The organism is Kitasatospora sp. NPDC058243, assembly GCF_042882025.1.
Taxonomy (GTDB): Bacteria; Actinomycetota; Actinomycetes; order Streptomycetales; family Streptomycetaceae; genus Kitasatospora.
Genome location: NZ_JBHVWW010000052.1, coordinates 1 through 14,664, shown reverse-complemented (window position 1 = coordinate 14,664; position 14,664 = coordinate 1). Strand labels below are relative to the sequence as shown.

15 protein-coding genes are annotated in these 14,664 nt (G+C 73.5%); 13 read left to right on the top strand and 2 right to left on the bottom strand.

What is annotated here, in order from left to right; genetic code table 11:
• Nucleotides 1–160 precede the first annotated feature (160 nt).
• A complete protein-coding gene (locus tag ACFVX9_RS27855; RefSeq protein ID WP_380479493.1) occupies nucleotides 161–994 on the top strand; it encodes a winged helix-turn-helix domain-containing protein in 834 nt (277 codons plus the stop codon).
• An 81-nt stretch (nucleotides 995–1,075) separates the two neighbouring features.
• Here the strand turns inward: ACFVX9_RS27855 and ACFVX9_RS27850 are convergent, their stop codons facing one another.
• Nucleotides 1,076–1,858 (bottom strand): IclR family transcriptional regulator, encoded by a 783-nt coding sequence (locus ACFVX9_RS27850; protein ID WP_387984132.1) that lies wholly within the window; start codon nucleotides 1,856–1,858, stop codon nucleotides 1,076–1,078.
• A gap of 468 nt (nucleotides 1,859–2,326) precedes the next feature.
• On the opposite strand from ACFVX9_RS27850, the gene ACFVX9_RS27845 reads away from it, so the two are divergent.
• The 6 genes from ACFVX9_RS27845 to ACFVX9_RS27820 all read left to right on the top strand — a co-directional run bounded on the left by ACFVX9_RS27845 (nucleotide 2,327) and on the right by ACFVX9_RS27820 (nucleotide 8,155).
• Nucleotides 2,327–3,349 carry an ABC transporter substrate-binding protein gene (locus ACFVX9_RS27845; protein ID WP_387984131.1) on the top strand — a complete coding sequence of 341 codons (1,023 nt, stop codon included), beginning with the start codon at nucleotides 2,327–2,329 and terminating at the stop codon, nucleotides 3,347–3,349.
• A gap of 113 nt (nucleotides 3,350–3,462) precedes the next feature.
• Nucleotides 3,463–4,491, top strand: coding sequence for an NrtA/SsuA/CpmA family ABC transporter substrate-binding protein (locus ACFVX9_RS27840; protein WP_387984129.1), 1,029 nt, complete (start codon nucleotides 3,463–3,465; stop codon nucleotides 4,489–4,491).
• Entirely contained in the window at nucleotides 4,488–5,354 is an 867-nt protein-coding gene (locus tag ACFVX9_RS27835) for an ABC transporter permease (protein ID WP_380479483.1), read from the top strand. The genes ACFVX9_RS27840 and ACFVX9_RS27835 overlap by 4 nt, the downstream gene beginning before the upstream one ends.
• On the top strand, nucleotides 5,351–6,109 hold the full coding sequence (locus ACFVX9_RS27830; RefSeq protein WP_380479480.1) for an ABC transporter ATP-binding protein: 759 nt from the start codon (nucleotides 5,351–5,353) through the stop codon (nucleotides 6,107–6,109). The genes ACFVX9_RS27835 and ACFVX9_RS27830 overlap by 4 nt, the downstream gene beginning before the upstream one ends.
• A 63-nt stretch (nucleotides 6,110–6,172) precedes the next feature.
• The gene (locus ACFVX9_RS27825; RefSeq protein ID WP_387984126.1) at nucleotides 6,173–7,078 is read left to right on the top strand and encodes an ABC transporter substrate-binding protein; all 906 of its coding nucleotides are present in this window, start codon (nucleotides 6,173–6,175) and stop codon (nucleotides 7,076–7,078) included.
• A gap of 3 nt (nucleotides 7,079–7,081) precedes the next feature.
• Nucleotides 7,082–8,155, top strand: coding sequence for an LLM class flavin-dependent oxidoreductase (locus tag ACFVX9_RS27820; RefSeq protein ID WP_387984125.1), 1,074 nt, complete (start codon nucleotides 7,082–7,084; stop codon nucleotides 8,153–8,155).
• 98 nt (nucleotides 8,156–8,253) lie between these two features.
• On the opposite strand, the gene ACFVX9_RS27815 is transcribed toward ACFVX9_RS27820, so the two are convergent.
• Nucleotides 8,254–9,243, bottom strand: a complete 990-nt coding sequence (locus ACFVX9_RS27815) for an aldo/keto reductase (protein ID WP_063351537.1) — start codon at nucleotides 9,241–9,243, stop codon at nucleotides 8,254–8,256.
• Between the two features lie 455 nt (nucleotides 9,244–9,698).
• Between ACFVX9_RS27815 and ACFVX9_RS27810 the strand changes: the two genes are divergently transcribed.
• The 6 genes from ACFVX9_RS27810 to ACFVX9_RS27785 all read left to right on the top strand — a co-directional run bounded on the left by ACFVX9_RS27810 (nucleotide 9,699) and on the right by ACFVX9_RS27785 (nucleotide 14,438).
• Nucleotides 9,699–10,718: an LLM class flavin-dependent oxidoreductase gene (locus ACFVX9_RS27810; RefSeq protein ID WP_380479473.1), complete on the top strand. Its 1,020-nt coding sequence runs from the start codon at nucleotides 9,699–9,701 to the stop codon at nucleotides 10,716–10,718.
• Between the two features lie 239 nt (nucleotides 10,719–10,957).
• Nucleotides 10,958–11,524, top strand: a complete 567-nt coding sequence (locus tag ACFVX9_RS27805) for a TetR/AcrR family transcriptional regulator (protein WP_387984123.1) — start codon at nucleotides 10,958–10,960, stop codon at nucleotides 11,522–11,524.
• A gap of 110 nt (nucleotides 11,525–11,634) precedes the next feature.
• On the top strand, nucleotides 11,635–12,249 hold the full coding sequence (locus ACFVX9_RS27800; protein ID WP_387984122.1) for a DUF4865 family protein: 615 nt from the start codon (nucleotides 11,635–11,637) through the stop codon (nucleotides 12,247–12,249).
• 17 nt (nucleotides 12,250–12,266) lie between these two features.
• Nucleotides 12,267–12,839, top strand: coding sequence for a carboxymuconolactone decarboxylase family protein (locus ACFVX9_RS27795; RefSeq protein ID WP_387984121.1), 573 nt, complete (start codon nucleotides 12,267–12,269; stop codon nucleotides 12,837–12,839).
• Nucleotides 12,836–13,831: a phosphotriesterase gene (locus ACFVX9_RS27790; RefSeq protein WP_387984119.1), complete on the top strand. Its 996-nt coding sequence runs from the start codon at nucleotides 12,836–12,838 to the stop codon at nucleotides 13,829–13,831. The genes ACFVX9_RS27795 and ACFVX9_RS27790 overlap by 4 nt, the downstream gene beginning before the upstream one ends.
• A 97-nt stretch (nucleotides 13,832–13,928) precedes the next feature.
• On the top strand, nucleotides 13,929–14,438 hold the full coding sequence (locus ACFVX9_RS27785) for a GNAT family N-acetyltransferase (RefSeq protein ID WP_387984118.1): 510 nt from the start codon (nucleotides 13,929–13,931) through the stop codon (nucleotides 14,436–14,438).
• Nucleotides 14,439–14,664: the final 226 nt, after the last annotated feature.

Below are 14,664 nucleotides of genomic sequence, written 5' to 3'. Positions count from 1 at the left end.
TGGCCGTCCCGGCAGCCGCACCTGTTCGATCAGACGTGTCCGGGCTCGCCCAGCGCGTCCCGGCCCTCCGCAGGCTGATTCCGGATCAGCCCGGCAGTACGCCCGGTCGACGCGCAGACGACTCCACCCCGTCCGTCACGCGCGAAATGAGCGGCACACCATGTCTTCTTCATCCACGGCCACCCTGCCCCTGCCCTCCGCGACCCCGCACCTGCGCGCGGTCCGCTCCGTCCCGGGCGTCGCCCCGGTCGGCTCCGGCGTCTCCGGCGCGCCGGGCTCCTCCGCCTCCCCGCTCTCGCACGGCTCGCCGGCCGCCGAGCGATGGCCCGGGGGAGCGGTCCGGCCCTCTCACGCGATCCCGTCCCGTCCGGCGGGCGCGGGCGTCGTGCCCCAGCCGGGCGCGGTCCTCCCGGCCGCGCCGGCGGCCCTGCTCGCCGCGCTGCCCGAGGGGGCGACCGTCGTCGCCGCGCTGCCGCAGGGCGCGCTGCCGCAGGGTCTGCTCGCCCAGTACGGCACGCAGTTCGGCGCCGGTACCGGGAATCCGATGGTCGGGTACCTGGTGCTCGTGCCGGCCGACAGCCCGGTGGCGGCGGTGCCCGCCGGCGCGCCCCTCGGCGGGCCCTCGGGTGTACAACACGTCGGTGCGCACGCCGGTGTGCACGTGAGTGTGCCCGCACAGGCCGGTGTTCGCCCGGTCCGACCGGCCGGGCGCGGCATCGCCGTCGACGCCGAGCGGCGCAACGCCTACGTCGACGGGCGGCTGCTCGACCTCACCTACCTGGAGTTCGAGCTGCTCGCCCACCTCACCGAGCACCCGCAGCGGGTGCACACCCGGGATCACCTGGTCTCGGCGGTCTGGGGTTACGGCCACGTCGGCGACGGCCGCACGGTCGACGTGCACGTCGCCCGGCTGCGCCGCAAGCTCGGACCGGGCTACCGGGACACGATCGTGACGGTCCGTCGGGTCGGATACAAGTACACCCCGGCCAGCTGATCGGCCACCGAACTTCCTGCCGCGGCGGGTTGCCCGTGCCATCGCGCAACGGGCATCCCGCTGCGGCATTGTGACGTGTCGTCAGGCGCGCTGATCGGGCGGCAGCAGCAGGACGGCGAGCGCGTCGGCGCAGGTGCGGGCGTGGCCCAGGAACCAGTCCAGGCGGTCGTCGGTCAGGTGTGCCGGGGTCGAGCGGACGGCCAGCGCGAACCGGGCCTGCCCGGTGCCGTCCAGGACGGGCACGGCCGCCGTCCGCACCCCGGCGGCCGACTCGCCGTCGTTGAGCGCGTGCCCGGAGCTCCGGACCTTCGCCAACTCCTCGTCGAGCCGGGCCGGTTCGGTGATCGTCCGGTCGGTGAACGACGGCAGCGGGCCGAGTGCCGACACCGCCGGCTCCCCCGGGCGCGGCCAGGCCAGCAGTACCTTGCCGAGCGCCGTGGAGTGCAGCGGCCGGCGCAGCCCGAGGCCGGTGTCCGGGCGGACGGAGGCCCCCACCAGGATGACCGCGTGCGGACCGCTGCGGATCGCGAGGTCCGCGGTCGCACCGGTGCGTCGGGACAGCCGGTCCAACTCGGGTGCGGCCAGGTGCAGTCCGCGCTGGTGGAAGGTGAGTTGGCCGAGTTCGGCGACCGCCGGGCCGAGCCGGTAGCGCGCGGTCTGCTCGTCCTGCTCCAGGAAGCCGGCGCTGACCAGCGTCCGGGCCAGCCGGTGCGCGGTGGAGACCGAGAGGTCCATCCGGCGGGCCAGGTCGGAGGCGCTCAGGTCGGGGCCGTTGTCGTGGAAGCAGTGCAGCAGCCCCAGCGCACGCTGGACGGCCTGCGCACCGGCCGGCGGGCCCTGGACGGCGGTGGCGGCCTCGGCCATGGCACCTCGCGTTTCGGTTCGGGAATCCGGCTGGATCACCGGGAGGAGTCTCAGCGTAGGGCAGCGAGTGCTGCGGGATTGTGTCGACGACGTTGCAATGGAATGGCGTTGATGAACAAGTGATCCCACCATGTGGCAAAACCTTGCCTCCGGCTCGATCGTCGTGGAACGCTCCTCCCATCGCGCCGGACGCCCGCCGTCCGGCGCACCACCCGCAACCCCGACCCGCAGGAAGGAGCGACGCCGTGACGATCCACCGGTTCCTCGCCTCCTGCGCGTGTTGTCGCTGACGCTCCCCTCGCGTCGCACCGTCCGGCGTTCCCCGCCTCGCGCGACCCACCGCCCCGCCCGACTCGCCACCTCGTGCAACTCCCCGACGCCCCGGGCCCCGTGACCCGCGCGGCGTGCCCAGACCCGCAGCCTTCCGGCGCCCGCCGAACCCGCCCCCTCCGCAGAGGACCACACCCCGTGCCCAGCCCTTCCCCCAGTGCCCCCGACACCCTCTGGTTCACCCGCTGCCCGGTGCCCACCGCCACCGGGATCGCCGCCGACCAGGGTTGGCTCGCCCGCGAGTTCGCCGCCGACGGGATCGCCGTCCGCTCGCTCCAGGACGCCCCGCCGGAGGTGGCCGCCGACCACCACTACACCCACGCGCTCACCGGACTTTTTCGCGAGGGCGGCAACGTCCCGGCGCTGTGGGCCCGTTCGCGCGGCGAACGGACCCGGCTGATCGGCCTCACCTGGATCGAGGAGCGCCAGGTGGTCCTGGTCCGGGCCGGCAGCGGCATCACCGGCCCCGGCGACCTGCGCGGGTTGCGGCTGGCGGTCCCACATCATGACATCGGCATCGACTTCTGGCGGGCGATGGCCCTGGCCGGCTTCCGCGGCGCCCTCGGCCTCGCCGGGCTCACGCTGGACGACGCCGAGCTGGTCGACGTCCCGGGCCTGCCCGGCGGCGGGCAGTGGGCCGGCGAGCTGGCCGCGCTGCGGGACGGTGTGGTGGACGCCGTGTACGTGAAGGGGGCGCTCGCCGTCGAGGCGGCCCGCCGGGTCGGGGCGGAGGTGGCCGTGGAGCTGGACGCGGCGCCGGACCGCCGGGCCCGGGTCAACAACGGGACGCCCCGGCCGGTCACCGTCCACCAGCAACTGCTGGACGAGCAGCCGGAGCTGGTCGCCCGCTTCCTCGCCGTTCTGCTGGAGGCCGCCGACTGGGCGGCCGAGCACCCGGCGGAGGTGGTGCGGATCCTGCGGGCCGAGACCGGCGCGGGCGCCGAAGGCGTGGCCGGGGCGTACGCACCGGGCAGCCACCGCACCCTGCACCTGGACCTCTCGGCGGAGCGCCTGGAGCTGCTGGCGCAGCAGGAACGTTTCCTCGGGGACCGGGGATTCCTCGCCTCCCCGGTCGACATCCCCGGCTGGGCCGACCCGGAACCCCTGCGCGCCGCCCACGAGCTGCTGCGCGAACGGCGCCGCGCCGCGGTGGGCGGCTGAGCGCCGCCCGGCCGCAGGCTGACAGATCACAACTAACAGATTTCAGCAGACAGATTTCAGATAACAGATTTCGAAAGTTGTCACTTGTCAGCTGTCCTTCGTTTGGAGACCCCGTGAAGACCCCCCGCTTCGCCCTCGCCGCCACCGCGCTGCTCGCCTCCACCGCACTGGCCGCCTGCGGCTCGTCCGCCGACGGGGCCAAGGCCTCCGCCGACGGCGGGGCCGGTGGCAAGGCCGACGTGGTGCTCCGCCTGCCCGACCCCGGAAACAACGGCTTCCTCGCCCGCGGCAAGAAGGACGGCTCGCTGGACAAGGCGCTGGCCGCCGTCCACGCCAAGGTCGCCTGGACCGGCAGCGCGGGCCCGTTCGCCCCGGCCGCGCAGGCCCTGTCCGCCGACCAACTGGACGTCGCCCTGGGCTCGATCACCTCGGCCGTCGCCGCGCTCGCCCAGAAGCCCGGCTTCAAGCTGTTCGCCCAGACCGCGCCCGACGGCGTCGGCGAAGGGATCCTGGTGAAGAACGACTCGCCCATCAAGTCCGTCCAGGACCTGGTCGGCCGCAAGGTCGCCGTCTCCCAGGGCGGCACCAGCGAGTACCTGCTGCTCAAGGCGCTGGAGAAGAACGGCATCCCGGTCGACAAGGTCGAGCGGGTCTACCTGCGCGCCGACCAGACGGCCGGTGTCTTCAACTCCGGCCAGGTGGACGCCTGGGCGACCTGGAACACCTTCTCCACGCCCACCATCGCCAACGCCGGGGCGCACTTCCTGGCCAACGGCAAGGAGGTCGGATCCGACAACTACGCCGTCTGGGCCGTCCGCAACGGCTTCGCCGACAAGCACCCCGAGGTGGTCAAGGCCTTCTACACCTACCTGCGCGAGAACGGCCTCAAGGAGAAGGCGGACCCGGCCGCCTACCTCAACGTCTTCACCGACTCCGGCCCGACCGCCGTCACCCCCGCCGAGAAGGACATCGCGGTGAACGTCAGCGGGCAGGGCGCCGCCGCGGAGGCCATCTCCGACGCCGACACCGCCCGCTTCGGCACCGTCGCCCGGTTCTTCGCCGACCAGAAGGTCACCAAGCAACTCGTGGACGTCAAGCCGTACCTGATCGACATCAACAAGCTCGGGGACGGTGCCAAGTGACCACCGCCGCCCCCGAACGCACCACCGACGAGACCCGTCTCGCTCTCGACGCCGGACTCGTCACCCCGCACACCAGGCGGCAGCGGCCCCGCCCGCGCGCCCTCGCCGTGATCCTGCGCACCCTGGGCCCGCTCGCCCTGCTCGGCGGCTGGGCGCTCGCCTCCGCCACCGGCGCCCTCACCCAGGACGTCCTCGCTTCACCCGCCCAGGTCGCCGGAGCCGTCGGCGAGTTGTGGGGCAACGGCCAGCTCACCGATGCCCTCGGGGTCTCCCTCACCCGGGCCGGCCTCGGCCTGCTCTTCGGCGCGACCACCGGTCTGGTGCTCGGCGTGGTCACCGGCTTCACCCGGCTCGGCGAGGAACTGCTCGACTCCGCGATCCAGGTGCTGCGCACCGTCCCGTTCCTGGCGCTGGTTCCGCTGTTCATGGTGTGGTTCGGCATCACCGAGACCGCGAAGGTCGCCCTGATCGGCGTCGCCACCAGCTTCCCGATGTACGTGTCCGCCTCCGGCGGCGTCCGTAACACCGACCGCAAGCTGGTCGAGGCGATGCGCAGCTTCGGGCTCGGCCGCTGGGCCATCGTGCGCACCGTCGTCCTGCCCGGCGCGCTGCCCGCCCTGCTGTCCGGTCTGCGGCTGTCGATGACGCTCAGCGTGATCGCCCTGATCGCCGCCGAGGAGATCAACTCCACCGAGGGGATCGGGTACTTGATGGCCCAGGCCCAGAACTACTCGCGCACCGACATCCTCGCCGTCTGCATCCTGATCTACGGGCTGCTCGGCCTCACCGCCGACGCGGTCGTCCGGGTCCTGGAACGCCTCCTCATGCCGTGGCGCCAGGCCGTCCAGGGAGCAGCCCGATGAGCACCGCCACCTCCGCCACTTCCGCCACTTCCGTGCCTGCGACCGCCGCTCCCGCGGCCGCCGCTCCGGCCGTCCATCTGCGGGGCCTGCGTCGGGTGTTCGGCACCCGGGCTGTCCTTGATGGCGTCGATCTCTCCATCGCCCGGGGCGAGTTCGTCGCCCTGCTGGGCGCCAGCGGCACCGGCAAGACCACCCTGCTGCGCATCCTCGGCGCGCTCGACCGGGCCGACGAGGGCACCGTGCTCGTCCCGCCGGTGCGTACGGTGGTCTTCCAGGAGCCCCGACTCGTCCCGTCCAAGCGGGTGTTGGCCAACGTCACGGTCGGCCTGCCGCGCGGTGCCGCCACCCGGGAGACCGGACTCAAGGCGCTCGCCGAGGTCGGCCTGGACAAGCACGCCGACGCCTGGCCGGCCACCCTCTCGGGCGGCGAGGCGCAGCGCGTCGCCCTCGCCCGGGCCCTCGTTCGCGAACCCCAACTGCTGTTGCTCGACGAGCCGTTCGCCGCACTGGACGCGCTCACCCGACTGCGCATGCAGGACCTGGTCGGCGACCTCGTCCGCCGCCACCGCCCCGCCGTGCTGCTGGTCACCCACGACGTGGAGGAGGCCGTCCGGCTCGCCGACCGCGTCGCCGTCCTGCGTGACGGCTTGCTCGTGCGCGACGAACCGGTCGCCGTCGACCACCCCCGCGACCCCGCCGACCCGGCCTTCGCCGACCTGCGCCGCCGACTGCTGGCGGACCTCGGCGTCCACTGACCCGTAAGCGGCCCCACCGAACCGTCCTCAAGACCGCCCGCCCGCACCACCGGAGTTGAACAGATGACCGTGACCCTCGGCGTCCACGCCAGCAACCCCTCGCTCTACTACCTCGCCCGACTGCCCTACCTGGACGAGGAACTGGCCCCGCTCGGCGAGACCGGCGCCTTCCACCACTATGCCGACGGCACCCGCACCGGTGCGCTGCTCGCCGACGGCACCATCGACTTCGGCGGGACGGGCTCGACCCCGCCGGTCACCGCCCAGGCGGCCGGCCACGACCTGGTGTACGCGGCGGTCTCCGCACCCCGGCCCGACCACGGCGCCCTGCTGGTGCTGGACGGCGGCCCGGTCCAGGCGGTGGCGGACCTCAAGGGCGGCACCGTCGTGCTGGGCATCGGATCCTGGCAGACCCATCTGCTCGCCAAGGCCCTGCACGGGCAGGGGCTTTCGTACGCCGAGGACGTCACCCCGGTGCGCCCGGCGGCCGGCGAGGACCAGGCCCAGCGGCTGCGCGACGGCGAGATCGCGGGGTGGATCGCCCAGGGCGCCGAACTGGCCGCCGCCCGCCGGAGCGGGGGCTTTCGGGAGCTGATCCGCACCGGCGACGTCATCACCGACCGCTCGGTGTTCTTCACCCGCCGGGACTTCGCGACCGTCCGCCCCGAGGTGGTCGCCGCGATCGCCGCCGCGCTGCGCCGGGCGGACGCCTGGGTGGCCGCCCACCCGGCCGAGGCGGCCGCGATCGCGGCGGAGCAGCTGGGCGGCTCGGCCGTCGACTGGCAGACGGCGCTGGTCGCACTGCCGTGGCAACTGGAGCCCGCCACCGCCGGGTTCATCGCCGAGCAGCAGGAGGCCGCGGACATCTTCCACGGGGTCGGGTTCATCGACCGGGCGCTGACCGTCGCCGACGCCCATCTGCCCGCGCTGGAGGCCCCGGTGGCCGCCGCGCTCGCCAAGGCGGTCTGAACCGTGGCCTCCGAAGTCCTCTGGTACATCATCCCGCGCGAGGGCCACTACCCGTGGGAGCCGGCCGGCCGCCGCCCGGTGGATCTCCGCTACCTGCAGCAACTGGCGGGAAGCGTCGAGCGGTTGGGCTACACCGGCGCCCTGCTCGCGACCGACCTCTACGACGTGTGGACGCTCGGCAGTGCGCTCGCGGCCGCCACCACCCCGGCGTTCAAGCCGCTGCTGGCTGTCCACCCGGGGCTGGTCTCGCCCACCCTGCTGGCAAAGATGGCGCTCAGCTTCGACCGGATGCACGGCGGCCGACTGCGGTTCAACGTGGTCAACGGCTCGACCGCGCAACTGCGCGAGTACGGACTGGACGTCGAGCACGACGACCGCTACCGGCTCAGCGCCGAGTACTGGTCGATCGTCAAGCGCCTGACCGCCGGCGAAGTCTTCGACCACAAGGGCGAGTTCTACGAACTGAAGAACGCGGGCGCGAGCCTGCGGGATCTGGCGCCGGTCCAGCCCGGTGGCATCCCGCTCTGGTTCGGCGGCAGTTCGGCGGCCGGCATCGAGATGGCGGCCGAGCACGTGGACGTCTACCTGACCTGGGGCGAGCCGCCGCACCTGCTCAAGGAGAAGCTGGACCTGGTCCGGGCGCGGGCCGCCGCCCACGGCCGGACCCTGCGGATCGGGCTGCGGCTGCACCTGATCGTCCGCGACACCGAGGACGAGGCCTGGGCGGCCGCCGACCGCCTGCTCGACGTCACCAGCGAGGCCACGTACGCCCGCCAACTGGGCGGCGCGAAGGGTGAGGACGGGGTCGGCTGGCAGCGGCAGTTCCGCCAGCACGGCGGCAAGGTGCCCGCACGGGCCCGGGAGCTGGAGGCCTACCCGAACCTCTGGCCGGGAATGAGCCTGTTCCGCCCCGGCCCCGGTACGGCGGTGGTCGGCTCGACGGCCCAGGTGGTCGAGCGGTTGCAGGAGTTCGAGTCGTTGGGCGTCGACACCTTCATCCTCTCCGGTAACCCCCTGCTGGAGGAGGCCCACCGGGTTGCAGAAACGGTACTGCCCGCCCTGGGCATCCGCCGCTGACGGCTGACGGCTGACAGGTGACAACTAACAGCTGACAGATGATGAAATCTGTCAGCTGTTAGTTGTTCGCCCGTTCCGGCGGCAAGCCCCCTACCCGCTCAGAGGCTGAGTCGGTCGATCTCCGCGAGCTCCTCCGCGGTCAGCGGACCGCCCGCGAGCGCGTCGATGTTCTGGTCCAGCTGGGCGACGCTGCTCGCCCCGATGATCACCGAGACCACCCGCGGGTCCCGCAGGACCCAGCACAGCGCGAGCTGCGCCAGCGTCTGCCCGCGCCGCTCGGCGACCTTGTTGAGTGCCCGCAGCTGCTCCAGCTTCGGCCCGCTGAGCGCCTCCTCGGTCAGGAACCGCCCGACCGACATCCGCGAACCGGCCGGCACCTCGCCCGACAGGTAGCGATCCGTCAGCAGGCCCTGGGCGAGCGGCGAGTAGGCGATGAGGCTGGTCCGGGTCTCGCCCACCGCGTCCAGCACGCCCTCCTCCACGTACCGGTTGAGGATCGAGTACGCCGACTGGTTCAGCAGCACCGGCGTGCCCAGCTCGCGCAGGATCGCCACCGCCTCCCGGTGCTGCTCCGCCGGGTAGTTGGAGATCGCCGCGTACAGCGCCTTGCCCGAGCGCACCGCGCTGTCCAGCGCGCCCATCGTTTCCTCGAGCGGGGTGTCCGGGTCGTAGCGGTGGGAGTAGAAGACGTCGACGTAGTCCAGCCCCATCCGGTCCAGCGACTGGTCCAGGCTGGCCAGCAGGTACTTGCGGCTGCCGCCGTTGCCGTACGGGCCCGGCCACATGTCCCAGCCGGCCTTGCTGGCGATGAACAGCTCGTCGCGGTACGGGCGGAAGTCCTGGGCGAACAGGTAGCCGAAGTTGCGTTCGGCGCTGCCGTACGGCGGACCGTAGTTGTTCGCGAGGTCGAAGTGGGTGATCCCCCGGTCGAAGGCGCGGCGCAGCACCGCGCGCTGGACCTCCAGCGGCTGGGCGTCACCGAAGTTGTGCCAGAGGCCGAGCGAGACGGCCGGCAGCTGAACGCCGCTGCGGCCGGCCTTGCGGTAGGTCATCGAGGCATAGCGGTCATCCGCGGCGAGGTAGCTCATGCTGGACATCTTGCCAGTCGTCGCGGGCGGATCAAGCCCTTGCCCCGTTTCTGACCGGTGCTTATGCTCGCGGGGGATCGTACGCGTGAGAGGCGAAGGGGGAGTCACGATGACCGTCCAGGCTGTGACCCCACCCGCGACCGCACCCGAGATCGCAACCGTGTTCGCTGCCACGGCCACGGCCACGGCCACGGCCACGGCCACGGCCACGGCCATGACCGCACCCGCGATCGCGACCGCCGTGCCCCGCTGTTGTCGTCGCCGCCGCTGCACCTCGCGCTGACGCCGCCCCAGAGCCGCTCCGCCGCGATCCCCTCCCGGTGCCGCCCGCGTGAGCGCAGCCCGTACCCGGGCGTTCCGCGCGGGCCGCCGCCGCCCCTCCTCGGCAGCCGTGCCCGCGCCTCGGGTCAGGGCGTCGCGCCGAGGCCCCATCGAGCGCCCCCAAGGAGACCGCCGTGCGGTTCACCGTCTCGTCCCTCGTCGCCAACGGACCCGATCCCGTGACCGGCGTCCAGCGCACCCCGCAGGAGAAGCTGTGGAACGTCATCGACCAGGCGGTGGTGGCCGAGCAACTCGGTTACGACGGCTACGGCGTGGGGGAGCGGCACGGTGAACCGTTCCTCTCTCCGGCGCCGCCGGTGCTGCTCAGCGCGATAGCGGCCCGCACCTCCACCATCCGGCTGTTCACCACGGTGACGGTGCTGAGCATCCTGGATCCGGTCCGGGTCGCCGAGGACTACGCCCTGCTCGACCAGCTCTCCGGAGGCAGGGTCGAGTTGATCATCGGCAAGGGCAACGACCCGCGGCACTTCGACCTGTTCGGCCTGCCCGAGGAGCGCCAGTGGGACGCGCTCGCCGAGAACTACGGCCTGTTGCGCCGACTCTGGCGTGAGGAGAGGGTGACCTGGGAGGGCTCGACCCGCCCGCCGCTCAAGGACACGGCCGTGTCGCCGCGCCCGTTGCAGGACCCGATCCCGGTGTGGCACGGCAGCGCGACCAGCACCCAGTCCACCGACCTGGCCGCCCGCTACGGTGACCCGCTCTTCTCCGCCAACTCCTTCCACCCGCTGGCCAAGTACCGCTCCCTGGTGGAGCACTACCGCGAGCGCTGGGCGCACTACGGGCGCGATCCGAGGGAGGCCAGGGTCGGCGCGAGCTTCGGCGGGCTGTACGTCGCCAAGCGCTCGCAGGACGCGGTCGAGGGCTTCCGTCCGTACTGGGACGCGATGTTCAGTTCGGCGGCCGGCCGGCACAACAAGTCGCCGTTCACCTCGCTGGAGGACGCGTTGGAACACGGTTCGGCCCTGGTCGGAAGCCCGCAGCAGGTGATCGAGAAGATCCACCGCTATCACGAGGCCTTCGGCAACGAGGTGGTCGGGATCGGAGTCGACGCCCTGACGGAAGGGGCGCAGCGGGAGCAGTTGGAGCTGTTCGCTGCCGAGGTCGCCCCGGTGGTCAGGCGCGAGCTTCCGTGAGCGCCCGCCCGACGTGACGCGCGCCACCGGCCGCGGTGGAGTGCCGCCGGTCGGGGCGGGGGAGACGAGCGGGCGAGGGGCCGTGGCCGCCGGGGGGCGGCGCACGGCCCTCGGCCGTCCCCGGCGCGAACCCGTCGGCCCGCCTCGTCCCCGGCGCGAACTCGTCCGCCCGCCCCGCGTCCGCGTCGAGCTGGGAAATTCCTGGCCTTCTGTACCTACTGGTATGTACAGTGGTTCGCATGACCACCCAGGACCGCCTCATCGAGAGCACCCAGGAACTCCTCTGGGAGCGCGGCTACGTCGGCACCAGCCCCAAGGCCATCCAGCAGCACGCCGGTGTCGGCCAGGGCAGCATGTACCACCACTTCGCCGGCAAGCCCGACCTCGCCGCAGCCGCCCTGCGCCGCAGCGCCGAGCAACTGCGGGGAGTCGCCGCCGCCGACCTGTCCGCCCCCGGCGGCGCGTACGACCGCATCGCCGCCTACCTGCACCGCGACCGTGACGTGCTGCGCGGCTGCCGGATCGGCCGGATGGCCCAGGACCCGGACGTCATCGCCGACCCCGAACTGCGCGCCCCGGTCGAGGAGACCTTCGACTGGCTGCGCGCCCGGATCGCCGAGTTGGTGGCCGAGGGCCAGGCCGCGGGCGAGCTCGTCCCCGGTGTCGACCCGGCCGACACCGCCGCCGCCGTGGTCGCCGTCGTCCAGGGCGGCTACGTCCTGGCCCGCGCGGCCGACCGGGCCGAGCCCTTCGAGCAGGCCGTACGCGGCGCCCTCGGCCTGCTCGCCGCCCAGCGCACCGCCTGACCCGCGCCGCGCACGGCTGAGCGGCCGCGTGACCGACTGGCCGCGTGACCGCGCGCGTGACCGACTGGCCGAGCGATCCCCGCTCGACGATCCGACCGAGGAGACCCGCCGTGCACGCCATGCAGTACGAGATCACCCTCCCCGCCGACTACGACCTGGGGATCATCCGCAAACGCGTCGCCGACAAGGGCCATCTGCTCGATGCGCACCCGGGCCTCGGGCTCAAGGCGTACCTGGTCCGCGAGCGGGGCCGCGACGGGTCGCCCGTCAACCAGTACGCGCCGTTCTACCTCTGGCGCACCGCCGAGGGCATGAACAGCTTCCTCTGGGGACCGGGCTTTCGCGGCCTGAGCGCCGACTTCGGCCGCCCGGCCGTCCGTCACTGGCTCGGCGCCGGTCTGGCCCACGGCGCCGTGCCGGACGCTCCGGCGACCTCGACCTCGACCTCGACTGCGACCTCGACCTCGATCACGGCTACCCGGCACATCGTCAGGCTCCCCGAGTCCGACGATCCCGCCGAGGCGGTCGAGCGGGCCCTCGCCGAGTCCCCCGCGCACCCCGCTCTGCACACCGCCGCCGTCGCGGTGGATCCGAGCCGCTGGGAGCTGGTCCGCTTCGCCCTCTGGTACGGCCCGGCCCCGGACGACGTGCCGGGCATCCGCTACCAGGTGCTGCACCTGTCCCGTCCCGAACTCGACCGGCTGCCCGGCGGCCGACACTGGTGAAAGGTTTCGCCACTTCCATGACCAGCCCCATGACCGCGACCGTCACCCCCGCGACCGCGACCGCCGTCCAGGCCCCCGCCCCGATGACACCGGCCGACCTGACCCCCGCGCCGCTCGACCGCGAAGCCGGCTACGCCCTGCTCGCCGACCTCGCCGGCCCGGTCGCCGCCGCGACCCTCGGCGGCCTGGACGGTCTCGCGCCCGGCTTCCCCGACTGGATCGTCACCAGTCTCTTCGGCGGCACCTACCAGCGCCCCGGCCTCGCCCTGCGCGACCGGCAGGTGGCCAACCTGGCCGCGCTCACCGCCCTCGGCGGCGTGGAGCCGCAGCTCGCCGACCACGTCCGCAACAGTCTGCGGATCGGCCTGACCAGGGAGGAGATCACCGAGGTCATCGTCCACCTCGCCCCCTACGTCGGCGTCCCCAAGGCCCTGGCCGGCCTGCGCGTCGCCACCGCCACCTTCGCCGAGGTGCCCCCGACCGAGGCGCCCCCGGCTGCCGCAGACCCGACCCCGGTATCCCCGACCCCGGCATCCCCGACTCCAGCAGACCCGACCCCGGCATCCCCGACCGAGGAGGACCGGGCATGACCCCCACGATCCGTACCGTCCTCGGCGACCTCGACCCCGCGGAACTCGGTGCCACCGACTCCCACGACCACCTCTTCATCCGCAGCCCCCTGCTCCCCGGTGAGGAACTGGACGACCCGGCCGCCGCCGAGGGCGTCCTGCGCGCCTTCGCGGCGGTCGGCGGTCGTTCGTTCGTCCAGTGGACCCCGTACGGCATGGGCCGCGGAGCGGACTCCCTCGCGAGGCTCTCCCGCGTGACCGGAGTCCACGTCGTCGCCGCCACCGGCCTGCACCAGGCGGCCCACTGCGACCCGGACACCCTCCGCGCCTTGTACGACGGGCTGGCCGAACGCTTCACCGCCGAACTCACCACCGGGCTGACGGCCGAACCGGCCACCGAACCGGCCACCGAACCGCCTGGACCGCCTGGACCGCCCGCAGCCCCCGAGGCCCCCGAAGCGCCCGCGTCGCCCGCGGCCGTCCGGGCGGGCCTGATCAAGGTCGCCTGCGACCCCGGGACCACCACGGCGCACACCCGCCGGGTGATGGCCGCGGCCGCCGACGCGCACCGCGCCACCGGTGCCCCGATCGCCGTTCACCTCGAACCCCGAGCCCACCCGCACCTCGTACTGAACCGGCTGCACGTTCGACACGGCGTCCCGCCCCACCGGATCATCCTCGGCCACCTCACCCGGCTGCCGGATGTGCGGGTGCACCGCGAACTCGCGGCGGAAGGCGTCTACTTCGCGCTGGACAGCCCCTCCCGGGCCGGCCACCCGGCCGACCACCAGGCCTTCGACGTCATCGCCGACCTCGTCGAGGCCGGCCACGCCTCCCGACTCCTCCTCGGCGCCGACACCACCACCCGCACCGCCCGTCGGGCCGGCGGCCCGACCGAGCTGCTCAACGACCTCGTCCCACGGCTCGCCCGCACCTTCGGCCCCGAACTGCCCGGCCTCCTCCTCACCGCCAACCCGGCCGCCGCCTTCGCCACCGACTGGCGCACGCCCTGAACCGTCCCTGCTCGGCTCGCCCCGGTCTCGACCCCGGCCGCAGGCCGACCCCGGGCCTTCGGCGAAGGCCCGCCGCCCACGCCCTACCGTGACGGCCATGGTGACCCTGCGCATCCTCACGACCGACGACTGGCCGCTCTGGCGCGACCTACGCCTCGCCGCCCTCTCCGACGCGCCGCACGCCTTCAAGGCCCGCCTGGCGGACTGGCACCACGGCGGCGAGGGACGGTGGCGCGCCCGGTTGCACCTGCCGGGCGCCCACCACGTCGCGGCGCTGTTGGACGGTCCGGCCGGTTCGGATGGTCCGGACGCCACTCCCGTCGGCCTGGCGGACGGCCTCCCCGGAGCCGACGGCGTACGGGAGTTGCGCTCGGTATGGGTCGGACCGAAGGCGCGCGGCAGGGGCGTCGCCGACCGCCTGCTGGAGGAGGTCGAGCGCTGGGCCCGCGCATCCGGTGGCAGCACGCTGCGCCTCGCGGTGCTCCCCGGCAACGAACCCGCGATCACGCTCTACCGCCGGCACGGCTTCACCGTGCTCGCCGAGCCCGGCGGGCCGCTCGCCGACAGGGTCGCCCGGGAGCTCGTGATGGCGAAGCCGCTGCGCTGACGGTTGCAGCTGACGGCCGGGCGGGCCGGACGGGCCGGTCACCCGCCGATCCACCCCGCCACCCGCTCGACGGCCGCGAACGCACCGAAAGCGAGCAGCCGCGTCAGCTCCCCGTCGCCGGCCGCGGGCCGAACGGCGCGCCAGGCCCCTCTCTGTCAGCCTTGGGTGAGACATCCCGCTTTGTCGGGTTAGCCTGAGAGGGCCCGAGTAGGAGTTCCACCCCTGA